This window comes from Bradyrhizobium septentrionale, from assembly GCF_011516645.4.
GTDB classification, from domain to species: domain Bacteria; phylum Pseudomonadota; class Alphaproteobacteria; order Rhizobiales; family Xanthobacteraceae; genus Bradyrhizobium; species Bradyrhizobium septentrionale.
In genome coordinates this window covers 7,108,577-7,129,579 of the sequence record NZ_CP088285.1, presented here as the reverse complement: position 1 = coordinate 7,129,579, position 21,003 = coordinate 7,108,577, and the positions used below count along the sequence as shown (strand labels likewise).

Annotated in this window: 18 protein-coding genes; 7 read left to right on the top strand and 11 right to left on the bottom strand. The window is 64.7% G+C overall.

Annotated features, from left to right (window positions below; genetic code table 11):
• Positions 1-9: 9 nt before the first annotated feature.
• Positions 10-651: an HD domain-containing protein gene (locus HAP48_RS35595; RefSeq protein ID WP_166204464.1), complete on the top strand. Its 642-nt coding sequence runs from the start codon at positions 10-12 to the stop codon at positions 649-651.
• A gap of 49 nt (positions 652-700) precedes the next feature.
• On the opposite strand, the gene HAP48_RS35590 is transcribed toward HAP48_RS35595, so the two are convergent.
• Together HAP48_RS35590 and HAP48_RS35585 are read right to left on the bottom strand one after the other, a co-directional pair.
• Positions 701-4,039: a DEAD/DEAH box helicase gene (locus HAP48_RS35590; RefSeq protein ID WP_166204463.1), complete on the bottom strand. Its 3,339-nt coding sequence runs from the start codon at positions 4,037-4,039 to the stop codon at positions 701-703.
• 161 nt (positions 4,040-4,200) lie between these two features.
• Complete coding sequence (locus HAP48_RS35585) at positions 4,201-4,659, bottom strand: SRPBCC family protein (RefSeq protein WP_166204462.1); 459 nt, start codon at positions 4,657-4,659, stop codon at positions 4,201-4,203.
• A 76-nt stretch (positions 4,660-4,735) separates the two neighbouring features.
• On the opposite strand from HAP48_RS35585, the gene HAP48_RS35580 reads away from it, so the two are divergent.
• A complete protein-coding gene (locus tag HAP48_RS35580; RefSeq protein ID WP_166215467.1) occupies positions 4,736-5,827 on the top strand; it encodes an adenylate/guanylate cyclase domain-containing protein in 1,092 nt (363 codons plus the stop codon).
• A 5-nt stretch (positions 5,828-5,832) separates the two neighbouring features.
• On the opposite strand, the gene HAP48_RS35575 is transcribed toward HAP48_RS35580, so the two are convergent.
• On the bottom strand, positions 5,833-6,081 hold the full coding sequence (locus HAP48_RS35575) for a hypothetical protein (protein ID WP_420869834.1): 249 nt from the start codon (positions 6,079-6,081) through the stop codon (positions 5,833-5,835).
• A 92-nt stretch (positions 6,082-6,173) separates the two neighbouring features.
• On the opposite strand from HAP48_RS35575, the gene HAP48_RS35570 reads away from it, so the two are divergent.
• Positions 6,174-7,394 carry a helix-turn-helix domain-containing protein gene (locus HAP48_RS35570; protein ID WP_166204461.1) on the top strand — a complete coding sequence of 407 codons (1,221 nt, stop codon included), beginning with the start codon at positions 6,174-6,176 and terminating at the stop codon, positions 7,392-7,394.
• A 125-nt stretch (positions 7,395-7,519) separates the two neighbouring features.
• A complete protein-coding gene (locus HAP48_RS35565) occupies positions 7,520-8,164 on the top strand; it encodes a Vgb family protein (protein ID WP_166204460.1) in 645 nt (214 codons plus the stop codon).
• 16 nt (positions 8,165-8,180) lie between these two features.
• Here the strand turns inward: HAP48_RS35565 and HAP48_RS35560 are convergent, their stop codons facing one another.
• The 4 genes from HAP48_RS35560 to HAP48_RS35545 all read right to left on the bottom strand — a co-directional run bounded on the left by HAP48_RS35560 (position 8,181) and on the right by HAP48_RS35545 (position 12,375).
• Complete coding sequence (locus HAP48_RS35560) at positions 8,181-9,398, bottom strand: MFS transporter (RefSeq protein WP_166204459.1); 1,218 nt, start codon at positions 9,396-9,398, stop codon at positions 8,181-8,183.
• Between the two features lie 142 nt (positions 9,399-9,540).
• Positions 9,541-10,707 carry an ABC transporter substrate-binding protein gene (locus tag HAP48_RS35555; RefSeq protein ID WP_166204458.1) on the bottom strand — a complete coding sequence of 389 codons (1,167 nt, stop codon included), beginning with the start codon at positions 10,705-10,707 and terminating at the stop codon, positions 9,541-9,543.
• A 16-nt stretch (positions 10,708-10,723) separates the two neighbouring features.
• A complete protein-coding gene (locus HAP48_RS35550) occupies positions 10,724-11,449 on the bottom strand; it encodes a site-2 protease family protein (RefSeq protein ID WP_166204457.1) in 726 nt (241 codons plus the stop codon).
• On the bottom strand, positions 11,446-12,375 hold the full coding sequence (locus tag HAP48_RS35545) for a DUF2167 domain-containing protein (protein ID WP_224496747.1): 930 nt from the start codon (positions 12,373-12,375) through the stop codon (positions 11,446-11,448). The genes HAP48_RS35550 and HAP48_RS35545 overlap by 4 nt, the downstream gene beginning before the upstream one ends.
• A gap of 550 nt (positions 12,376-12,925) precedes the next feature.
• On the opposite strand from HAP48_RS35545, the gene HAP48_RS35540 reads away from it, so the two are divergent.
• Positions 12,926-14,266 (top strand): RtcB family protein, encoded by a 1,341-nt coding sequence (locus tag HAP48_RS35540; protein ID WP_166204456.1) that lies wholly within the window; start codon positions 12,926-12,928, stop codon positions 14,264-14,266.
• Positions 14,267-14,337: 71 nt separating this feature from the next.
• Here HAP48_RS35540 and HAP48_RS35535 read toward each other — a convergent pair whose 3' ends face one another.
• Positions 14,338-14,889, bottom strand: coding sequence for a carboxymuconolactone decarboxylase family protein (locus HAP48_RS35535; protein ID WP_166204455.1), 552 nt, complete (start codon positions 14,887-14,889; stop codon positions 14,338-14,340).
• A gap of 121 nt (positions 14,890-15,010) precedes the next feature.
• The gene (gene bamA / locus HAP48_RS35530) at positions 15,011-17,521 is read right to left on the bottom strand and encodes an outer membrane protein assembly factor BamA (RefSeq protein ID WP_166204454.1); all 2,511 of its coding nucleotides are present in this window, start codon (positions 17,519-17,521) and stop codon (positions 15,011-15,013) included.
• Positions 17,522-17,784: 263 nt separating this feature from the next.
• Between bamA and HAP48_RS35525 the strand changes: the two genes are divergently transcribed.
• Together HAP48_RS35525 and HAP48_RS35520 are read left to right on the top strand one after the other, a co-directional pair.
• Positions 17,785-18,531, top strand: coding sequence for a response regulator (locus HAP48_RS35525; RefSeq protein WP_224496746.1), 747 nt, complete (start codon positions 17,785-17,787; stop codon positions 18,529-18,531).
• Positions 18,528-19,868: an ATP-binding protein gene (locus HAP48_RS35520; protein WP_166204453.1), complete on the top strand. Its 1,341-nt coding sequence runs from the start codon at positions 18,528-18,530 to the stop codon at positions 19,866-19,868. The genes HAP48_RS35525 and HAP48_RS35520 overlap by 4 nt, the downstream gene beginning before the upstream one ends.
• An 8-nt stretch (positions 19,869-19,876) precedes the next feature.
• On the opposite strand, the gene HAP48_RS35515 is transcribed toward HAP48_RS35520, so the two are convergent.
• Positions 19,877-20,335: an EF-hand domain-containing protein gene (locus tag HAP48_RS35515; protein ID WP_166204452.1), complete on the bottom strand. Its 459-nt coding sequence runs from the start codon at positions 20,333-20,335 to the stop codon at positions 19,877-19,879.
• 144 nt (positions 20,336-20,479) lie between these two features.
• Positions 20,480-20,947: a MarR family winged helix-turn-helix transcriptional regulator gene (locus tag HAP48_RS35510; protein WP_166204451.1), complete on the bottom strand. Its 468-nt coding sequence runs from the start codon at positions 20,945-20,947 to the stop codon at positions 20,480-20,482.
• Positions 20,948-21,003: the final 56 nt, after the last annotated feature.

Sequence of the window (21,003 nt, the reverse complement as noted above, 5' to 3'; positions counted from 1 at the left end):
CGTCTTGAAATGACCGAGATCATCGCCGGCATCCGCGTACCCGACAGCGCCCTGGCCCGCGCCGCCACCCAGTTGGTGCGCGATACCGAGGACGACCTACTCTACAATCACAGCCGCCGGGTGTTCTTCTGGGGCGCGCTGACCGGCAACCGCCGCATGCTGAAATTCGATTCCGAGCTGCTCTATATCGGCGCCATGTTCCACGACATGGGTCTCACGGCAGCGCATGCGAGCCCGGACCTGCGTTTCGAGGTCGACGGCGCCAACGCCGCGCGCGACTTCCTCAAGGGCTATGGCGTCGCCGAACGCGACATCGAGGACGTCTGGACATCGATAGCGCTGCACACCACGCCAGGGATCCCCGAGCACATGCGCCCGACCGTTGCACTGGTCACCGCCGGCGTCGAGATGGACGTGCTCGGCATCGCCTATGACGATTTCTCGCACGAACACCGCGACCACGTCTGCGCGCACCATCCGCGCGAGGCGAACTTCAAGGAGAACATCATCGACCATTTCGCTGCCGGCACGATCAAGAAGCCGCTCACCACCTTCGGCAACGTCAAGGCCGACGTGCTGGCGCTGAAGGACATGAACTACACGCGGGTGAATTTCTGCTCGATCATCCTCGGCTCGAAATGGCCGACGTGAGATGGCCAGTTCGGCCAAAGCCGTCGCCAAACCCGGACGAAGCTTTGTTTCAATCCACGAACAGTGCCTGCACGTCCTCTTCCGTGAGCGCAGCGCCGATGCGTCCTTTGGAATCGAAAATGCTGTCGGCCAGCGCGCGCTTGCGGGCTTTGAGCTCGTCCATTTTCTCCTCGATCGTGCCTTTGGCCACCAACCGATAAACAAACAGCGCCTTGTCCTGCCCGATGCGATGGGCGCGATCGATGGCTTGCTCCTCGACCGCGGGATTCCACCAGGGATCGAAGATGATCACGGTGTCCGCGGCCGTCAGGTTGAGCCCGACACCACCGGCCTTTAAGCTGATCAGGAAGAGGTCGCTGGCACCGTTCTGAAATCCGTCGATCGCGCTCCTGCGGTCCTTCGTTTCGCCGGTCAGCACGCTGTACCGGATCGCGAGCGCGTCGCAGCGCTTGCGGATCAGCGCCAGCATGGAGGTGAACTGCGAGAATATGATGATCTTGCGCTTCTCGCTTAGGAGTTCCTCCACCATCTCCATCAAGCGATCGAGTTTTGCAGACGGATGCTTGACGCCGTCGTCGAGATTCAACAGTGCGGGATCGCAGCAGGCCTGTCGCATCCTGAGTAGGGCTTCGAGCACGACGATATGGCTCTTGCCCAGGCCACGTTCCCGGATCGCCTTGCGGACCTTCTCCGACATCGACAAACGGATGGCGTCGTAGAGCTCCCGCTGGCTGCCTTCGATGACGACACTCTCTGTGAACTCGCTTTTCGGCGGCAACTCGGCGGCCACCTCCTGCTTGGTCCGCCGCAGCAAGAATGGCTTGATGCGGTGCGTCAGCACCCGGGCGCGTCCGAGGTCGGCGCGCTTCTCGATTGGCGTCCGCCAGTCGCGCACGAACGACGCGCGATCGCCGAGATACCCCGGATTGGCAAAGCTCATGATCGACCAGAGTTCGCCGAGATGATTTTCCATCGGCGTGCCGGTCAGGCAGAAGCGATGCCGCGCGCGGATGCCCTGGAGCCGTCGCGTTATCGTCGCGTTGGAGTTCTTGATGGTCTGGGCCTCGTCCAGCACTGCGACGTGCCACTCACGCGCAAGCAGTACCTCGTGGTCGCGCGCGATCAGCGGATAGGTGGTGAGGATGAGGTCGTGATCGGCAATCGCCTCGAAACTCTGCCTGCGGGCTGGACCATGCAGGACGAGAATTCTCAAGCCTGGCGTGAACTTGCGCGCCTCGTTGAACCAGTTGGTCATCAGACTCGTGGGAGCGACGACGATCGCAGGATCGGTCAAATGCCCGCGCGCCTTCTCCAGCGCAAGCAACGCCAGGATCTGAACGGTCTTGCCCAATCCCATGTCGTCGGCCAGCACGCCGCCCAGACCGCTCTCCGTGAGCAGTTCGAGCCAGGCAAGCCCCTGCGTCTGGTAAGGTCTCAAAACCGCGTTGAAATCGGGTGGCAGGACGGGAGCCGGCAATCCGCGGGCACCGAGCAATCCCGCCATACGACGAAGATTTTCCGCTCCCCTGAAGACGAAATGATCGGCTTCGAGACCGAGCAGCGGCACGATCTGGGCGCGCGAGAGCCGGATCTTTCCTGACGCATCAACGAAGGCTTCGCGCAACGCCAGGCTATGGAGAGCCAGTACGAGCGGAAGGAAGCGATCGGCCGCCATCGCCAGATAGCGGCCGTCAGCCAGCGGCAGGTAGATGCTAGCGCCATCGTCCGCAAGCTGCTTGACCGCCTCAGGCGCAAATCCGGGTTGCGATATCAGCGCGGCCAGTAGCGGGGCAAGATCGCGGCGTTCCCCGTCAATCTCGATCCCGAGCGCGAGCTCGAACCAGTCGATGCCGCTGCTTTCGAAGTCGGCATCGAACACCCCGGATGACGTCGCGAGCCGGTACGGGAAATCGTCGTCGATGCGAATTTCGAAACCAGCCGCCTGCAAACCGGCCGCATCGACGTTGAGGAAATCGAGCCAATCCGTCGACTGCGCGAAGGTCAGATCCTTCATATGCACGGCATCGAGCAGGGGGAACGCCGATCTCGCGTCGACCAGGCCGAGACTGGTCAGTCGTGCGGCCATCTCCTTCTCTTTGGCCTTGCGTCGCGCAACGACGTAAAGGCTTCCGTCGTGGAACGACTCCACGCGATGCGCGCTTTCCGACTGTTCGATTTCGACCGGGCCGTAGCGGAAGCTGACCCGGGCCACCGGTACCCGGTCGGGCGTACGGTCGCCATAGTAATAGGCATGAGCCATCTTGTGCCCCAGCATCAAGCGGAGCACCGGCTCGGGATCCACGTTGACCTTCACCGCGGCGGCGGGAGGCTCGGGCAACCAGCCGGGATCGAGGCCAGGTAATTTTTGGCCAAGACGTTGTACGACTTGCCCAACAAGGGCGTGCGGGATCGCAGGCGCCAACAGAATCCGGCTGCTCAGCCGCTCCGGAAGATTCAACCTGATCGGCCCAATCAATCCGGCGGCCGCATCGACATAGACCGGCGGCTCGGCGTTCAGCGCCGTTGCACCCTCGACGGTCAGCAGCGGACCGATGCCGTCCTTGCTGACCTGACGCCACGCGATGCGACCGTCGCGCGCCTCATCCCATTGCAGCGCTGCACCGCTGTGATCGCGCCAGAACGCCCGCCCCGTCGCGACGATCCGTTTCAGGACATCAGCCGAATACGCGCGTCGGCCCAGCGTGTAGCCGGACCGAAACTCGCTGGCCAGCCTGACGAGGACGTCAATGTCAGAGCCGAGATAATATTTCGGAGCACGATCGACCGAAAACTCGCCCAGAGATGGCTGCGACACCTTGCTGCCGAACTCGCCCGTCTTCAGGATTTTCACGGATACCAGCGACACATCCATGCAGGGAATGCAGCCCACCGCCAACGCAGGCTGCAGGTAGTAGAGCAATCGCTGCGTGACATCGGGCGGATAATCCGCGTCCCGTACCGACCGGCCGACCGTCTCGATCCATTCGGTGATTTGGTAGGGCAGCACCGCATCAGGCCGCAGCTGACCATTCCCCGTGGCGCCTCGCGACGCCAGCATTGCCGTACCGGCCGACCGCGCCGGCCGCTGCAAGGCTTCAAAGAGCGTCGCGGCAACATGCTTGCAGTTCACAGCCATTGGACAGCTGCAATCACCGTCGACGTCGACCAGTCGATCGCCGTCAAACTCCAGCACGATATCGACCCGGTAAGGCTTGCGTTCGGTTCCCCTCACCTGCGCTTGCACGCGAGTGAGATCCTCACTGATCTCCACCCCCGAGACGCGGCCCTGCGCACGGTAAACAACGGCCTTGTCGACGGCCGACCGGCTGAAGAAACCGAGCAAGTCCTTCTGTCTCAGTCGCTCGGAGAGATTCGGAACATCAGGCATCAAGGATTGCGGTTTCCACGAGAGCGGCGGCCCTGGACCAATCCACTATTAGCAGACGGAATATGTCGGCCAAACGGCATCGACCATCGCCTGCCCTGCTTCCACACCTTCCTTTGTTGTCGGCCGCGACAGATGGTGGTCGACGGACTCCCGCAGAAGGCCTAATTGCCTTGCGCCGGTCCGCGGTCAGGGCCTGGAGCTCGCCCACCGGCCGCGAGCGCGAGCCTGGCGAGGTAGTGCGTCCAACCCTTGTCATGGCTCGCGCACTGCGCCGCATTGGGCAGGCCGCTATGGGTCATCCGCAGCAGCGTGCCGTTGTCCTGTTCCATCAGGTCGATCTCGATCAGGCTCGATCCCGGCGGCACTTCGGCGCCGCCTTCCCAGCCGAAACTGTAGGCCAGACGATGCACCGGCACGACCTCGCGAAACGCGCCGCGCGCCGCCCGCGACATATCGCCGGAGACGCCCTTGAGCAGGTAGAGCCCGCCGGGATGCAGCTCGGTTTCGGCCTCGAGCCCCATCCAGCTGACGATCTTCTGCGGATCGGTCAGGAAGGCAAACACGGTCGCGGGCGGAGCTGCGATCTGCATCTCGCGTTGAACGATGAAGGCTTCGGTCATCGGTTGATCCTCCATGGGCGGTCAGGTTTCGGGATAATTCGTGACAAGGATGGCGCGTCAACCCCATGATGGGGTGATGCGATTGTCCTCGACACTGAGCTGGCTGGTCGACGCCGCCGCCGAGACCGCGGGCGCCAACCGGTTGCTGGCGGACCTCGGTAGCCACCTTATCACGGATGGCCTGCCGCTTGCCGGCGGCGCGCTGACGCTCGAAGTTCCACATCCCCTGATCGCAAGGCGCACCTGGCTGTGGCGCGCGGGCAATGGCGAGGTCATCGAGGCGCTCGGGTTCGCACCGGAGCAACCCTTTGCGATGCCCGAATTGGTGGGATCCGGCGATGCCGGCCGGCGCTGGCTCGGCAGCCTCGCGCCCGGCCCCATCCACGAGGATACGATCGGAACGCGACCGGATGGCCCGACCCTCGGCTGGATCGGGACCCGCCCCTTCACGCCCGCGGAGGCGGATCAATTGCGCGAGGCGGCGCGCTTCACGGCCGCACCGCTTGCTGCGCTCGCGGCGCGCGCGACACTCACCGCGGCGCTGGAAGCCTATCTCGGCCGGCGCAGCGCGGCGCGCGTGCTGGCGTCCCCCTTGCGGCGCAACACCGGCGAGACCATCCGTGCAGCCCTGCTGTTTGCCGATCTGCGCGGATTCACCGCGCTCTCCGAAAGCCATCCGCCTGCCGAGGTGATCGCGGCGCTCGATGCCTGGTTCGACCGCATCGCCGGCGCGATCCATGCCTTCGGCGGCGAGGTGCTGAAATTCATCGGCGACGGTCTGCTCGCGATCTTTCCGGTCACGACCAGCGCGCGCAGCGCATGCGAGGCGGCGCTGCGCGCGGTATCGGCGGCACGCGTCGGCATGGCGCATCTCGATGCCGAGCGGCTCAAGCAGGGCCTGCCGCCGCTGCCATTCGGCGCGGCGCTGCATCTCGGCGAGGTGCACTGGGGCAATATCGGCGCGGCCGACCGCCTCGACTTCACGGCGATCGGCGCCGCGGTCAATCTGGTCAGCCGGCTGGAAGGACTGTGCAAGCCGCTCGAACAGACCGTGCTGGTCTCGGGCGCGCTCGCCGCCGAGACCGAGATGCCGCTGATCGCGCTCGGCACCCATGAGCTGCGCGGCATCGCGCGGCCATGTGCGGTCTTCACCGTGCCGGAGGGATGAGCCGGTCATCGGAACAGCCGCAGCCACGGCGCCAGATGGAAGGCGCTCATCAGCGCATACATCGGCACCATCCCCTGCAGTGAAAGCGGCCCCTGCATGCCACCGCAGATCATGTCGGCCGGCGCCATCGCCGCAACCAGCGCCATCAGCGCGAAGGTCGGCGCTGACGCCAGCGAGAGCCAGCGCGCCACCATCGGACCGCGCCCGCCAAGCCGGCCCCTCGACCAATCGTCACGTGTTTCGATACCGGTCATCGTTCGATCTCTCTGGAGCTGATCCATCTCGTCATGTGCTAGGTTAGGACCGAGCCTCGGAGGGCGAGAGTGACAAGTGTGTCGGGATTCGGATGGACTCGCTGATTACAGCTGCGGCGCGCGCGCTTGCGGCGGGTGATCCCCTCGGCGCACTGAAGCGGGTGGCCCTGCGCGACGATGCGCCGGCGCTGGCGTTGCGCGGCATTGCGATGGCCCGGCTCGGCGATTTCGCCCGCGCCAAGGAGCTGTTGCGGCGCGCAGGCCGGGCGTTCGGTCCGCGGGAAGCCATCGCGCGGGCGCGCTGCGTGGTGGCCGAGGCCGAGATCGCGCTGGTGTCGCGCGATCTGTCCTTTCCGAAGAAGGCGCTGGCCGCGGCGCGCGCGACGCTGGCGGCGCATGGCGATGCGCTCAATGCCGCCCATGCCGGCTATCTCGAAATCCGCCGCCTGCTCCTGATCGGAAGCCTCGATGCGGCCGAGCGCATGCTTGACGACCTCGACCCGGCGCCCTTCCCGCCGGCGCTGCGGGTCGGCCATGAACTGGTCGTGGCCGGGATCGCGATGCGGCGGCTGCGGACCAAGCCGGCACGCGAAGCGCTGGCACGGGCACGGGATGCCGCGCGCCGCGCCGGCATCGCCGAACTCGCGGCCGAGGTCGAAAGCACCGCACATCTGCTCGCCACGCCGGCGGCGCGTCTGATCGCACGCGGCACCGAGCGGCCGCTGCGGCTCGAGGAGGTCGAGGCCCTGCTGGCGTCGAAGGCGCTCGTCGTCGATGCCTGCCGCTATGTCGTGCGCGATATCGGCACCACGATCTCGCTGACGCGGCGGCCGGTGCTGTTCGCGCTCGCCCGCGCACTGGGCGAAGCCTGGCCGCAGGACGTGTCGCGCGGCACGCTGATCGCGCGCGCATTTCGCGGCAAGCACGCCGATGAATCGCACCGTGCGCGGCTGCGGGTCGAGATCGGACGTCTGCGCCGGGCATTGCAGCCGCTCGCCGATCTCAGCGCGACGCCTGACGGCTTCGTGCTGGAGCCACGCGGCCGGCGCAACGTCGCCGTGCTGGCGCTGCCGGTCGAGGAGGAGCATGCGGAAGTGCTCGCCTTCCTCGCCGACGGCGAGGCCTGGTCGAGCTCGGCGCTGTCGGTCGCGCTCGGGGCGAGCCAGCGCACCGTGCAGCGCGCACTCGACGCGCTGGCCGCCACAGGCAAGGTGCAGTCGGTCGGCCGCGCCCGCGCCCGGCGCTGGATGACGCCGCCGGTGCCGGGATTCACGACGACGTTGTTACTCCCTGCCCCGCTGCCGAACGGCTAGCATCAGGGCGCAATCAGCGCGTTTCGGGCGAAGTGGATACCGGTTCGCGTAGCAATCAAGTTTACGCAGATTGCGTAGACTTATCTGCGGTAGAAAACGCGTCAAAACAAAATCTGGAGCGCCGCATGAAGAAGTCTGAAGCCGAGATCATCCGGGAATATGCCTTCGAAGGCGTCGAGAGCGTGGGCGGCGTCAGCTTCGACGGCGAGCAGGTCTGGTTCGCGGCCGGCGGCCGGCTGATCGCGTTCGATCCCGACACCGGCAAGACCACCCGCATCCTCGACATCGCGGCCCATGCCGGCACCGCATTCGACGGCAAGCACCTCTACCAGATCGCCGAGGACCGCATTCTGAAGATCGAGCCGGACAGCGGACGCGTGGTGTCCACCATCCCCGCGCCCGGCGGCGGCCGCGACTCAGGCATGGCCTGGGCGGAAGGCTCGCTGTGGGTCGGCCAGTATCGCGACCGTACGATCCACCAGATTGATCCGGAGACCGGCAAGATTCTCCGCACCATCGAAAGCAACCGGTTCGTCACCGGTGTCTCCTGGGTCGACGGCGAGCTCTGGCACGGCACATGGGAGGAGAACCACAGCGACGTGCGACGGATCGATCCGCAGACCGGCGAGGTGATCGAACGGCTGGAGATGCCGCAGGGCGTGTTCGTCTCCGGGCTCGAATCCGACGGGCAAGACCGGTTCTTCTGCGGCAGCGGTTCCACCAACAACAAGGTGCGCGCCATCCGGCGGCCGAAGCGCGACCGCAAGTGAAGCGATCCGCGCGACTTCACGCCGGCACCGGCACCGCATTGGGCCGCGCCGCCGGCATCGGCCTAAACGTCATCATGATCAGGAACGCGCCGATGCCCATGGCCCAGGAGCCGACATAGAGCCACGTGTAGCTCGCAAAGGCATCGTAGATCAGGCCGCCGACCAAGGGACCGGTTGCCATGCCGAGGCTGCCGGCCATCGACGTGCCGCCAATCACAGTGCCCATCATCCGCAGCGGAAAATTCTCGCGGACCAGCACGGCATAGAGCGGCATAGTGCCGGCATAGATGAATCCGAACACCGCCGCCACTGCATAGAATGCGGCAAGTTCGCGGACGAAGGCGTAACCGAGCGCGCCGAACGCCTGGGCGAGCAGGCCGAACACCAGCAGGCGCTTGGCGCCGAAACGATCGCCGAGCAGGCCGAAGGCGATGCGGCCGCCCATGCCGGCCAGTCCTTCGACACTGTAGATCGTCACCGCTGCGATCATCGGGACGCCGCAGGTGATGGCATAGCTCACGGTATGGATGATCGGACCCGAATGGGTGGCGCAGCAGAAGAAACTGGTCGCGGTCAGGATGATGAATTGCGGCGAGCGCAACGCCTGCGCCAGCGACATCGGCGGCTCCCCGTTCTCGGTGACCGCCTCAGCGTGCTCGCCTTGCAACGCCGGCGGACGGCGCACCAGGAACGCGACCGGGATCATGATCGCGCCGACCACGCCTGCTACGATCAGCATCGCGGAACGCCAGTCGTGGTGGGAGATCAGCCAAGCCGCAAGCGGCGACATCGTCATCGGCGCCATGCCCATGCCCGCCGACACCAGCGAGACGGCGAGACTGCGATGGGTGTCGAACCAGCCGGTGACGCAGGCCATCATCGGGGCGAAGATCGCGGCGGTGGCCCCGCCGACCAGCACGCCGAACACGAACTGAAACGCCAATAGCGACGTGGCCTGGCTTGCCAGCGCAAGGCTCGACGCCAGCACGACCGATCCGGTCAGCACCACCGGGAGCGGTCCGAACCGGTCAGACAGCGTGCCCCAGATCATGCTGGTGAAGGCCATCGCAAGGAAGCCGATCGTCATCGCGCTGGAGATGCCGGTCACCGACCAGCCGGTCTCCCGCGCCATGGGCTGGAGGAACACCGGCAGCGAAAACATGCCGCCGATTGCGACGCAGCCCAGGAGACCGCCGGCCGCGACGATCACCCAGCGATAGGTCGAATTGCTCATTCCGGAACTCCCATTCAGCTCGTTCTGGATGGAAGACGAGCGGGACGGCGAGGAACCGACAGCCGGCGACCCGCTCCGGCTCACTTTTTTGCGAACGTGGCAGCCTCCAGTGGCCGCAACCGCGCCCCTTCCCCCATGGCGCCTAGCGACCAGCCAAACTGCATCCGGGCTGCGGTGTGATCTCGCCGAGCGCACGGACCTGCACTAGCTCGCTCCCTTGCGTCCTGGCGATGAACATGTTCATCGCGGCGTGGTGATCCTGACCGAGCGTCACGGGACCGGTCGGCGACGCAATGGTGAGGCCGGCCATCGCATCGATGATGGCCTCCTTGTCGAGCTTACCGGCCTTTTCGGCCGCCGCCTTGAGCGCGATCAGGGTGTTGTAATGCGTCATCACGTAATTCGACACGGCCACACCGGCGCCCGCCGCGGCGCGCGCCTTGGCGACGAACGCCTTGACCGAGGGGTCGTCGCTCGCCGCGACCGCCGGCACCACGGTCACCATGTTCTGTCCCTTGCCGCGGAAGATGCCGAGATCGACCTCCGACAAGCCAAGGAAAGCGACCGTGATGTCCTTCAGCAACCCGGCCTCGTCGGCCTGCCGGATGAAATCCATGCCGTCGCCCTTCAGCGCGAACAGCAGCACCTTGGCCTTGCTCGCCGCGACCTCCTTGATCAGCGGCGAAAAATCGGTCTCGGTCCCCAGCGTGTATTTGGTCCCGACCACCTTGCCGCCGAGCTTCTCGATCAGGGGCTGTGCGATGTCGAACATCTGGTGCGGCCAGACCCGGTCGGCGCCGAGCAGGAAGTATGTGTTGCCGAAGGTCTGGGTCATGTAGGGCAGCAGCTGGCCGAGTTCCTGGTTCGGCACCGCGCCGAACGCAAACAGATAGCGGCTGCATTTGCCGCCCTCGTAATTGGTGGCGTAGAGCAGCGGCGTCTTCGAGCTCTCGGCCAGCGGCACCAACGCATTCAGATTGCGCGAGGTGATCGGACCGACCACGGCCAGTGCGCCGTCCTTCTCGACCAGCGAGCGCATCGCGTCAGCGGCGGCCTCCGGCCGCGTCTTGTCGTCGGCATAGATGATCTCGATGGGACGGCCGAGAATCCCGCCCGCCGCGTTGATGTCGCGCGCGGCGAGATCGAGCCCGAGCTTCGCCTGCTGGCCATAAAGCTCGACGCCCCCGGAAAACGGCAGCACCGCGCCGACCCGGATCGGTCCGCCGGCGTCCGCTGCGCGCGAAGGACACGCGCCCGCCGAGCAGAGCAGAAGAACCCACGCCATGCTGATGATCGACCGTCGCGGCATACCATTCTTCCTCCTGTCATGCCGGACGGGCGATCCGACTCAACATCTCGTGGACGTCATAGGTCATGATCGCAAGCAGCGCCGCAAGTCCCAGATAGGCGGCCCCGTATTCGAGCTTGGTCTGAAGCGGAACGCCGTAATAGGCGATGTTCTCGGGGGCGTGAGGATCGTATCGCCAAGCGTGAAGCAACTGAGGCGCCGCAAGAATCGCGACGATCAGAAGCATCGGGCTCGGCCGGTACAGCATCAACGCCAGCAGGATCGGCACACCGGCGAACCAGATGCGGGGACTGAGCACCGCCGTCACCCTGCCGCCATCGAGCGGCGACACCGGCAGCAAGTTGAACAGATTGAGGAAGAGGCCCGAATAGGCAATCGCCAGCAGACGGCCGCTATCTTCAGACCGTGCCCATAGATAGACCGCGAGTGCTGCGACCGTTCCGACCACAGGGCCTGCGATCGCAACATAGGCTTCGGTTTCGACATCCGCCGGGTGGTCCTTCAGCGCGATAAAGGCGCCCATGAATGGGATGAAGGCCGGCGCCCCGACATCGAGGCCGCGCTGGCGCGCAGCAACGTAGTGCCCCATCTCATGCGCGAACAGCAACGCGATAAAGCCCGCGGCGTAGCGCCAGCCCCAGATCGTCGCGTAGATCGCGAGCGACAGCAGCATGCTTCCGCCGCTGGCCGCGAGCTTGCCCCATTTGAGACCCGAGAGAAGAAGGACCAGCAGCGCCTTCACGTCGCATCACCACCCGGATCGGTGCGCGGCTTGCGCCGGAAGAACTTCATGATGCCGGCGCCGAACGCCGCCATGCCGAGCAGGATCACCTTGGCGAATTTCAGGACAAAGGCCATCACGATCGCAAGCAGCCCGAGCTTCTTGGCCGCAACCCCGCCGATCAGTGCAGCGAGGCCGTAGGCCGCGACGCGATCGGTGCTGGCGCTGAAATCCTCGTAGCGCTTGCCCGCATTGTAGGCCAGGTCAGCGAGCAATTCCCGCGCGACCGGCTTCTCCCGTTCGATGCGATCGGAATTCGACAGCAGGTTCAGGCTGAAATAGCCGTCTCGTCCCAGCGCGTAGGTATTGAAGTTGACACCCTTCGGCTCGTTATCGGGCTGCCCCTTGTCCTTGCCCAGCATCGACCACACCAGGCGGTGGGACGTGGCGTCATAGGCCGGCGGCTGGATCCATCCGACGACCTCCAGCTCAGGGAAGCCGCGCGCGACGCGATCCTTGTTACTCTCCTCCACGCCTTCCTTGATGCCGCTCAGGAGCTCGTCGGCCTTCCAGTTCTTCGCATCGTCATCCTTGATGTAGCCTTCCTTGACGTAGCGGATCACCACGATCCATTGATCGTTCTGGCGCGTCCCGACGACAAGGCCGACAAAGGTTGCATCGTTGACGAGATTGCCGAGCGCCCGCAACACGCGCGTGCCCTCGGTCTTCGGCACGAAGAAATAGCCCTCCGGCAGCTTGAGCTTGGCTTGATCGATCAACGTCACGTCTGCGGGGCCGGCGGTGCCGGCCTGGCTTGCAGCCTGCCAGGCGGCAACCAGTTCGGCCTTTCGTGCGGCTTCACTTGGCGGCGAACCCTGCCCGAATGCCGGCAGCGCCCCGAACAGGACGGCCAGCATGATGGCCACAATGGAAATCAACTTTTGCACGTGCGTGCCCCTTGAATATGAATCGGACCGACTTTCGGCAGAAACAACCCTAGATAGCAGCTTTACCCAACAAGTTACACAACACATTCGGCGCTTTTCCCCAAACGTCGACCGCGCCCCGCGGCAATTCCGATGGTCGTGCCAACGGCAATGCGGCATCGTTTCACATCACGACGGCCCGGTGCGGCCGCTACCGCCTCGGTACACCAGCTTGACATTCAGAGGTTGCAGGCGTATTTCCGCGATCCCGCGAATGCCATGTTCGCGAACAATGCGAGCGAACCGATGCAACCGAAACCGCAGCAAGGATACGAACGGATCCGCCGACCATCAGCCTGTCTACGGCTGAGCGTCTATGCATGCCCGGTTCATGGGAGCGGTCTCGCTTAGGCGCGATCGACAATCCGTACATCACGGACCCTCCCGAGCCAGCCGCTTCGGAGGGTTTTTTGTTGCCTACACGCGGTCTGGTCAGTTTCCGGCGAAGACAATTTCAATCAGACTGCGTGGACCGCTCGCGGCTCATGCAGCTTCAGCAGGAACCAAGACAATGCGACGAGCTGATCCCTACCAGGAGCGCGCCCGCGAACTCTGCCGCGCCGCAGGCATCGATCCGGATTCCCGTGTCGGCGCAGGCCGCGGCCAGCCGGCCTGGTGCCTGTATCGCGATGCCGCCCGCAAGGAGAAGCTTGCGCGCGAGGCCGAGGCGGCCTCGGCCGAGATTGCGATGCTGCGCCCGCAGGAAGAGCGCTTCAAGAACGCGCCGCTGAAGGTGTTCGGCGAGCACGACGCTGCGACCATCGCGCAGATGCGCAACTGCATGGCGGTCGGCAATGTCGTGTCCGGCGTGATCTGCGCGGACGGCCATCTCGGCTACGCGCAGCCGGTCGGCGGCGTGATCGCCTACGAGAAGCAGATCAGCATCTCCGGCGTCGGCTTCGACATCGGCTGCGGCAACATGGCCGCGCGGCTCGATGTACGCTTCGACGACATCCGCGAAACCGTTCCGACGATCATTCGCGACGTCGCCAAGGTGATCTCATTCGGCATCGGCCGGAAGAATATCGAGCAGGTCGAGCACGCGCTGTTCGATGACGGCGACGCCTGGCGCGAAAGCGACATGGAGGCGTACCGGCAGAAGGCGGCAGGCCAGCTCGGCACGGTCGGCTCCGGCAACCACTATGTCGACCTGATGCGCGACGAGGCCGGCTTGGTCTGGATCGGCGTCCATTTCGGCAGCCGCGGGCTCGGGCACACCAGCGCGACCCGCTACCTCAAGGCCGCCGGCGGCAAGGACGGGATGAACGTCCCGCCTGCCATCGTCGACGAGGACTCCGAACTCGGGCGCCGCTACATCGCGGCGATGCAGCTCGCCGGGCGCTATGCCTATGCGGGCCGCGAGTGGGTCGTGGACCGTGTCCGCCGGATCATCGGCGGCAAGGTCACTGATTCCGTGCACAACCACCACAACTACGCCTGGCGCGAGACGCATGACGGCAAGGATCTGTGGGTGGTGCGCAAGGGCGCGACGCCGGCTTTCCCCGGACAGCGGGGATTCGTCGGCGGGTCGATGGGCGATGATGCCGTCATTCTCGAGGGTGTCGATAGTCCGGAGGCCAAGGCCTCGCTGTACTCGACGGTGCACGGCGCCGGGCGGCTGTTCGGCCGCAACGAAGCCAAGCGCCGCTTCACGCGCGAGGAGATGGACCGCTGGCTCAACGCGCGCGGCGTCACGCTGGTTGGCGCCGATCTCGATGAGAGCCCGATGGCCTATCGGCGCCTGCCCGAGGTGCTGGCCCGGCACGCCGGAACGGTGAAGGTGCTGCACACGCTGCGGCCGTTCGCCGTGGCGATGGCGGGCGAAGGCGAGTTCGATCCGTGGAAGGACTGACGAAAGATGGGCGGGAGGTGCGAACCTCCTGTCCATCGGTCACCTGGCGTTCCTTCGCCGCAATCAGGCGATCACTCCGCGGCCTCGCGCTGCGGAATGCCCTGCTCGACATCGAGCTGCAAAATATCGTTGAAGCGGTTGAAGGCCCCGCACAACGCGATCCGCCAGGTCAACTCGACGATCTGGGCTTCCGAGAAATGCGCGCGCAGCCGCGCGAAGATCTCGTCGCGGGTCTTGTTCCAGTTGTTGGTGACGGCGATCGCATATTCGACCACGAGCTTGTCGAGCGCGTCGAGCTCGGGATGATCCTGATAGTCGAGCAGCCGTTCGGCGCCCTCCTCCGAGACGCCCTGGATCGCGAGCTTCGGCGCATGATGCGATACGCAATAATCGCACTTGTTCAACAGCGACACCGTCACCAGCGCGAGTTCGAGATGCCGTTTCGACAGCACCGCCTCGTCGACAAGATCGACCAGCAGCGACCACATGTGCTTGAAGATCGGCGGGCGCTGCGCCATGACGCCGGCCTGGTTCTCGAACGCGCCATAGGTGGTCATCTTGTCCCACAGCGGCCTGAGCTCGGCCGGCAGGTCGTTCTTGGTCTTGATGGACACGCGTGACATCGATTTTGCCTTGGATCTCGCCTCGGATCAGAACTGAACCGACGCAGCCTGCCCCGCTTCGGCAGGCGCCGCAAGCCGCGCGGCGGCATGGCAGACGTCACATCAGGTCGGCGCAACCATCTCAGAACGACGTTCCGCCGCCGAACCTGAACTCCTGCACGATGTCGTATTTGCCCTTGGTGATCGGCACCGCGTAGTCGAAGCGCAGCGGACCGAACGGCGACGCCCAGATCAGACCGACGCCGACCGAGGTTCTCACGACATTCTCATCGTCGTATTGGAGGCCGCATTTGCAAGCAGCCGTATTCACCTCGCCGGTCGCGGCCCACGACGTCGGTCCTTGATAACCCCAGAGCGAGCCGGCATCGGCATAGACCGCCCCCTTGAGCCCGACCTCCGACGGCAGGAACCAGAACGGCATCTGCAGCTCCATCGAAGCACCCCAATATTTGGTGCCGCCGAGCGCGTCCCCGATCGCCCCGAAACTCGCATAGGTGATGTCACGCGGTCCGATGCCGTTGGTGGCAAAGCCGCGCACGAGGTTCGGCCCCATCTGGAAATGATCCAGCATCCGCAGATCGTTGTCGCCGATCTTGGTGAGCAGGCCGCCCTGCAGGTGGATCAGCCCGATCAGATCGGACACCAGCGGCGTATAGTATTTGGCGTCGACCGCGCTCTTCAGATACGTCACGTCGCCGCCGACGCCGGCAAAGTCCTGCTTGAAGTCGATCAGCAGGCCGTCGGTCGGGTTCTTGTTGTTGTCGAGGGTGTTGTAGCTCAGGGTGTAGCCGAGCTGCGAGGTCCAGGTCGCACCGGCAGCCAGCTCCTTGCGCACGGGCAAGGTGGATTCGCCGTCACCGTAGCAACCATATCCATAGAGCCCTGATGAGACCGAGTTGGTCGGATCGACGCCGCCGAGCACACTCTGGATATAGGCCGGCGTCGGATTGAACGCGAGCGACGGGTTGGACGCGTTATTGTTGCAGTTCGCGTAGGCGCTATCGAGCGAGATCTCCTGCTGATAGAGCGAGTAGCGCAGCTGCAAGGTCAGGTCCTCGCGCAGTGCCAGACCCAACCTCGGCGAGAACCCGATCGTCTTCACGCCATAGGTCGTGTAATCGGTCGGCAATTGCTCCTTGTAATAGGCATCGAGCCCGAGCGCGACGCGATAGTCGAGCAGATACGGCTCGACAAAGGACAGCGACAGGCCGCGCGAGTACTGGCCGTAGCTGACCGTTGCCTTGGCAAACAGGCCACGGCCGAGCAGATTGCGTTCGGAGATGCTGACCTCGGCGAGCGCGCCGTCGGTCGTGGAATAGCCCCCCGAAACGGAGAAGTCGCCGGTCGACTTCTCCTCCAGATCGACGACCAGAACGACGCGGTCGCTCGACGAGCCGGGCTCCGTGGTGATCTTGACCGTCTTGAAGTAGTCCAGATTCTTCAGCCGCCGCTCGGCACGATCGACCAGCGCGCGGTTATAGGCATCGACCTCGGAGAGATCGAACTCGCGCCGGATCACGTAGTCGCGCGTGCGGCCGTTGCCGCGAATGTCGATGCGCTCGATATAGGTCCGCGGCCCCTCCTCCACGCGAAACATGATCCCCACCGTGTGGGCCTCGAAATTCCGGCTGCCGTCCGGACGGACCACGGCGAAGGCATAGCCGCGGCGCGAGGCTTCGATCTGCATGTCCTCGACCGATTTCTCGATGGCTTCGACATTGTAGAGCGAGCCTTCGCTGACCCGCGAAAGCGAGCGCAGGCTATTCGGATCGAACCCCGCGATGGTCGAGCGGAAGCTCACCGTCACAACGCGGTACTGCTGTCCTTCATCGATCTTGAACGTGACCTGAAAGCCCTTGCGTCCTGGATCGTATTCGGCGAGCGCGGCCACGACCTGCACGTCCGCATAGCCATGCTTCAGGTAGAAGCGGCGGATCAGGTCGCGATCGGCCTCAACCCGATCGGGGTCGTAGATGTCGCCGTTGCCGAGAAAGCTCAGGAGGTTCGACTCATGGGTCTTGATGATGTCCTTGAGGCGCGCCGCCGAGAAACTGTTATTGCCCATGAACTCGATGGTCTTGACGCCGGTCTTCTGCCCCTCCTCGACGGTGAAGACCAGATCGACGCGGTTGTTCGGCCGTTCGATGATCTCAGGCGTGACATGCACGTCGTAGCGGCCGGAGCGCCGGTAGATTTCGGCGATCCGCAGCGCATCCGACTGCACCATCGGCCGCGACAGCGTGCCTCGCGACTTCGACTGCACTTCCGCCGAGAGCTGCTCGTCCTTGACCTTCTTGTTGCCCTCGAACGCGACGCGGTCGATCACCGGGTTCTCGATCACCGAGACGACAATCCGCCCACCGGCGCGATTGATCTTGACGTTCTGGAACAGCCCGGTCGCGAGCAGCTCCTTGAACCCGTCGTCGATCGCGGCCTGATCGAGCTGGCCGCCCGGCCCCGGCCTGAAATAGGAGCGGACGGTCTCCGCCTCTATTCTCCGGTTGCCTTCGACCGTGATCGCATCGATCGATTGCGCCGCCGCCGGAGCCACCAACAGCCATGTCCCCGGCGTTCCCGGGATCGACAAACCCGAGAGCACGACCGCCACGACAAGGCTCCGCCACGTCTTCATTCCACACCTCGCGAACAAGTCACCCGTTGTGAAGGGACGGTGATGGCTGCGGTGTGGCTGCCAGGTTGCGGGTTTATTTCCAGTGATTTGGGACTGTAAGCGCGACGCGACGCCGCTCTTGCCCGGTTTGTTTCCGGCGGGCGGGCGCCGGTTACACTCCAGAAACACTATACTGACGAAAAGGCACAATGCCGCCCACAAGCGACGCGTATGCTGGTCGATTGATGGCTGAACGCGCACCGTAATGCGCGCCAGATGACATCATGACCAGGGCCCAGACACGGACCATGCTTGCACATACGCCAAAGATCCTGGTCGTCGAGGACGATCAGCAAACCAGAGACTTGATTGCCCGCTACCTGCGTGACCAATCCTGCCTGGTAGCCACCGCCTCGAACGGCCGGGAGATGGATCGCTACCTTGCCGGGCATTCGCTTGATCTCGTCGTGCTCGATCTGATGCTGCCGGGAGAAGATGGGCTGACGCTGTGCCGCCGCCTGCGCGGCGATTCGACGATCCCGATCATCATGCTCACGGCGAAAGGCGAGGACCTCGACCGGATCCTCGGGCTCGAGATGGGAGCCGACGATTATCTCGCCAAGCCATTCAATCCGCGCGAGCTGCTGGCGCGGATCAACGCCGTGCTGCGCCGTCAGGCCCAGGCCGATCTTGCCGGGCGCTCCGGCCAGAGCTCGACCCGGCTGCGCTTCCAGGACTGGACCATCGAATTGCGCGTGCGCGAGCTGCGCGATCCCGAGGGCGCCCAGGTGCCGCTGACGAGCGCGGAATTCGATCTGCTGCAAGCCTTTTGCGAGCGGCCCGGCCGTATCCTGACGCGGGATGGCCTGCTGACCATGACGCGCAGCCGGCCAGCCAGTCCGTTCGGACGCAGCATCGACGTCCTGGTCAGCCGGCTGCGTCGCAAGCTCGATACGAACGAAGGATCATCCGTGATCCGGACAGTGCGGACCGGCGGATACATCTTCACACCGCATGTGGAAGACGCATGAGCTGGACCCGCAGGATTGCCGCGCTTTTCAGTTTCCGGCGGATCAGCGGCCAGATCGCGGCGCTGATCCTGCTTTCGCTGGTGTTGATCCACGCGCTGATCGGGCTGTATTTCACCAGCCAGAAGCCGCGATCGTTTGCGGACCGGCCGATCCATCAGTTCCAGCTGATTGCCAAGCTTCTGGCTGTGACCCCTGCGGCCAATCGCGCAACGCTGTTGCAGGCGGCCGATCGGGCCTTTCCGCGGCTGCACTTCACATTGCGCGCTGACCCGGGCTCGTCCGACGATGCCTCGTCCAATGCGCCAGCCGTCGACGATGTCGATGAGTTTTCCGCGAAGACCGCACCGGCGGCGGTTCGGTTGCCGGACGGCGCCCTGTTCGAGGCAACGATCGGCCCGTCGAAAATGCCGCCCTTCATTGGCGTATTCTGGCTGAGTACGTTCCTGTTCCTGTTCGTCAGCGTCACGCTGCTCGGCGTGTGGGCCGGGCGCGCGCTCAGCGCTCCGCTGTCCGCGTTCGCCCGTGCCGCCGAGAATTTCAGCATCAGCCAGGCGGCTGCACCGCTTCCCGAGACGGGCCCGGAGGAAATCCGCGCCGCGGCGGTCGCGCTCAATCAGATGCGCGAACGCATCACGAGCCTGATGAACGACCGCACGCGCATGCTCGCCGCGATCAGCCACGATTTGCGCACACCCATCACCCGGCTGCGGCTCAGATCAGAATACATCGAGAACGACGCCCACCGCGCGGAAACCCTTCACGACCTCGACCAGATGCAGGCGATGCTGGAATCCGTGCTGTCGTTCCTGAGCGGCGGCAGCGCGGCGAAGCCAACCCTCGTCAACGTGGCCGCCCTGTTGCAAACGATCAGCGAGCAATTCTCCGATTGCGGCCATGTCGTGCGCTACCAGGGCCCGAACAGAACGTCGCTGATGATCCGCTCAGGCGAGATCAGCCGCGCCGTGACTAACCTGGTCGAGAATGCCCTGCGCTTCGGAAGCGAGGTGGAGATCCGGCTGACCACGTCCAGCGACCGGGCCACCATCGACGTCGCGGACGACGGTCCGGGGATTCCCGAACACCGCCGCGCCGAAATGCTAAAGCCCTTCGTCCGCGGCGACGAGGCGCGCACCATGGATGAGAAAAGCGGGTTCGGACTTGGCCTTTCGATCGCCGACGCCGTGGTCCGTGGGCATGGCGGCGGGCTGTCGCTGCACAACAATGTCCCGCACGGCCTTCTCGTCCGCATTGTGCTGCCAGCCGCCCCGCGCCAGGAACCGGATCGCGGCGGGTCGCATTCGTCGCGCCGGCCGCTTCACGAGGACGCCCTTGGATAGGCCGGGCGTCAGGATTTCTTGCCCCTGCCTGCCGGTCGCTTCTGGTCCGTTCCGGTATTCTTGAGCTCGTCCTGGGTGACGCGGCAGTCGCCGTTCTTGTCGTTCTGCAGAATGAACTCGTTCGGCTTGCCGACGAACTCGGTGCGCGTGATCTTGCCGTCCTGGTTCTCGTCGAAATAGCCGAAATCCGCGTCGGCGAGCGCGCTGCCGGTCCTGCGAACGCCCTCGAACTCCGCAGGCGTGAGATTGCCGTCGTGGTTGCGGTCGGCACGATCGAACAGCCGTCCGAGATAGGCCTTCCACTCGTCGCAGGTATAAACGCCATCACGATTGGCGTCCCATATCTCGGCCGTGCTCGCCGGCGGACGATCTCCGCCCGCCTCGCGACGATGCTCCTGATCTGATGGAGCCGGTTGCGCGGATGCAGCGGAGATGGCCGCGCAGAGCAGGCTCATTGTGGCAATCATCCCGCAGATCGATGACGATCTTCCGCGCAAACTGATTCCTCCTCCGCATCATCACAACGCGGGGCGGAGTTGCCGGTTGGGCCGTGGCGAAAATGCGGAACGACGCGGTGCGGATACAGCGCGTTACAATTTAGCCCGGCAGGATCACCCCTTCTTCGGATCGCCGCGCGTGTTGTGCAGCAGATTGTCGCGCAGTCTGACGACGCTCTTCTGCACGACGGGAAACTCGTCGCCGAGCCCGGTTGCCTCGATCAGCGAGAAGTTGATGTCCTTGTCGAGCAGGCGCCTTCCCGCCGGCGTCAGGCTGACCCGCACCTGCCGCTCGTCGGCGGGATCGCGGACGCGGCTGATATAGCCGCTCTGCTCCAGCTTCTTGAGGATCGGCGTCAGCGTGTTGGATTCCAGAAACAGCTTCTCGCCGAGCGCGCTGACGGTCTGCTCGTCGGCCTCCGCCAGGGCCACCATGGCAATGTATTGGGTGTAGGTCAGGCCGACCGCGTCCAGCAGCGGCTTGTAGGCGCGGCCGAAGGCCAGATTGGCCGAATAGACCGCAAAGCACAGAAAATTCGAGAGTTTTCGGCCTTTGGTGTCGGCCTTGGCGGGGCGGGTCACGGGCGTCTCCGGAGTTCGTGGAGTCCGGACCAATATAAATCGTATCCGATTAAATC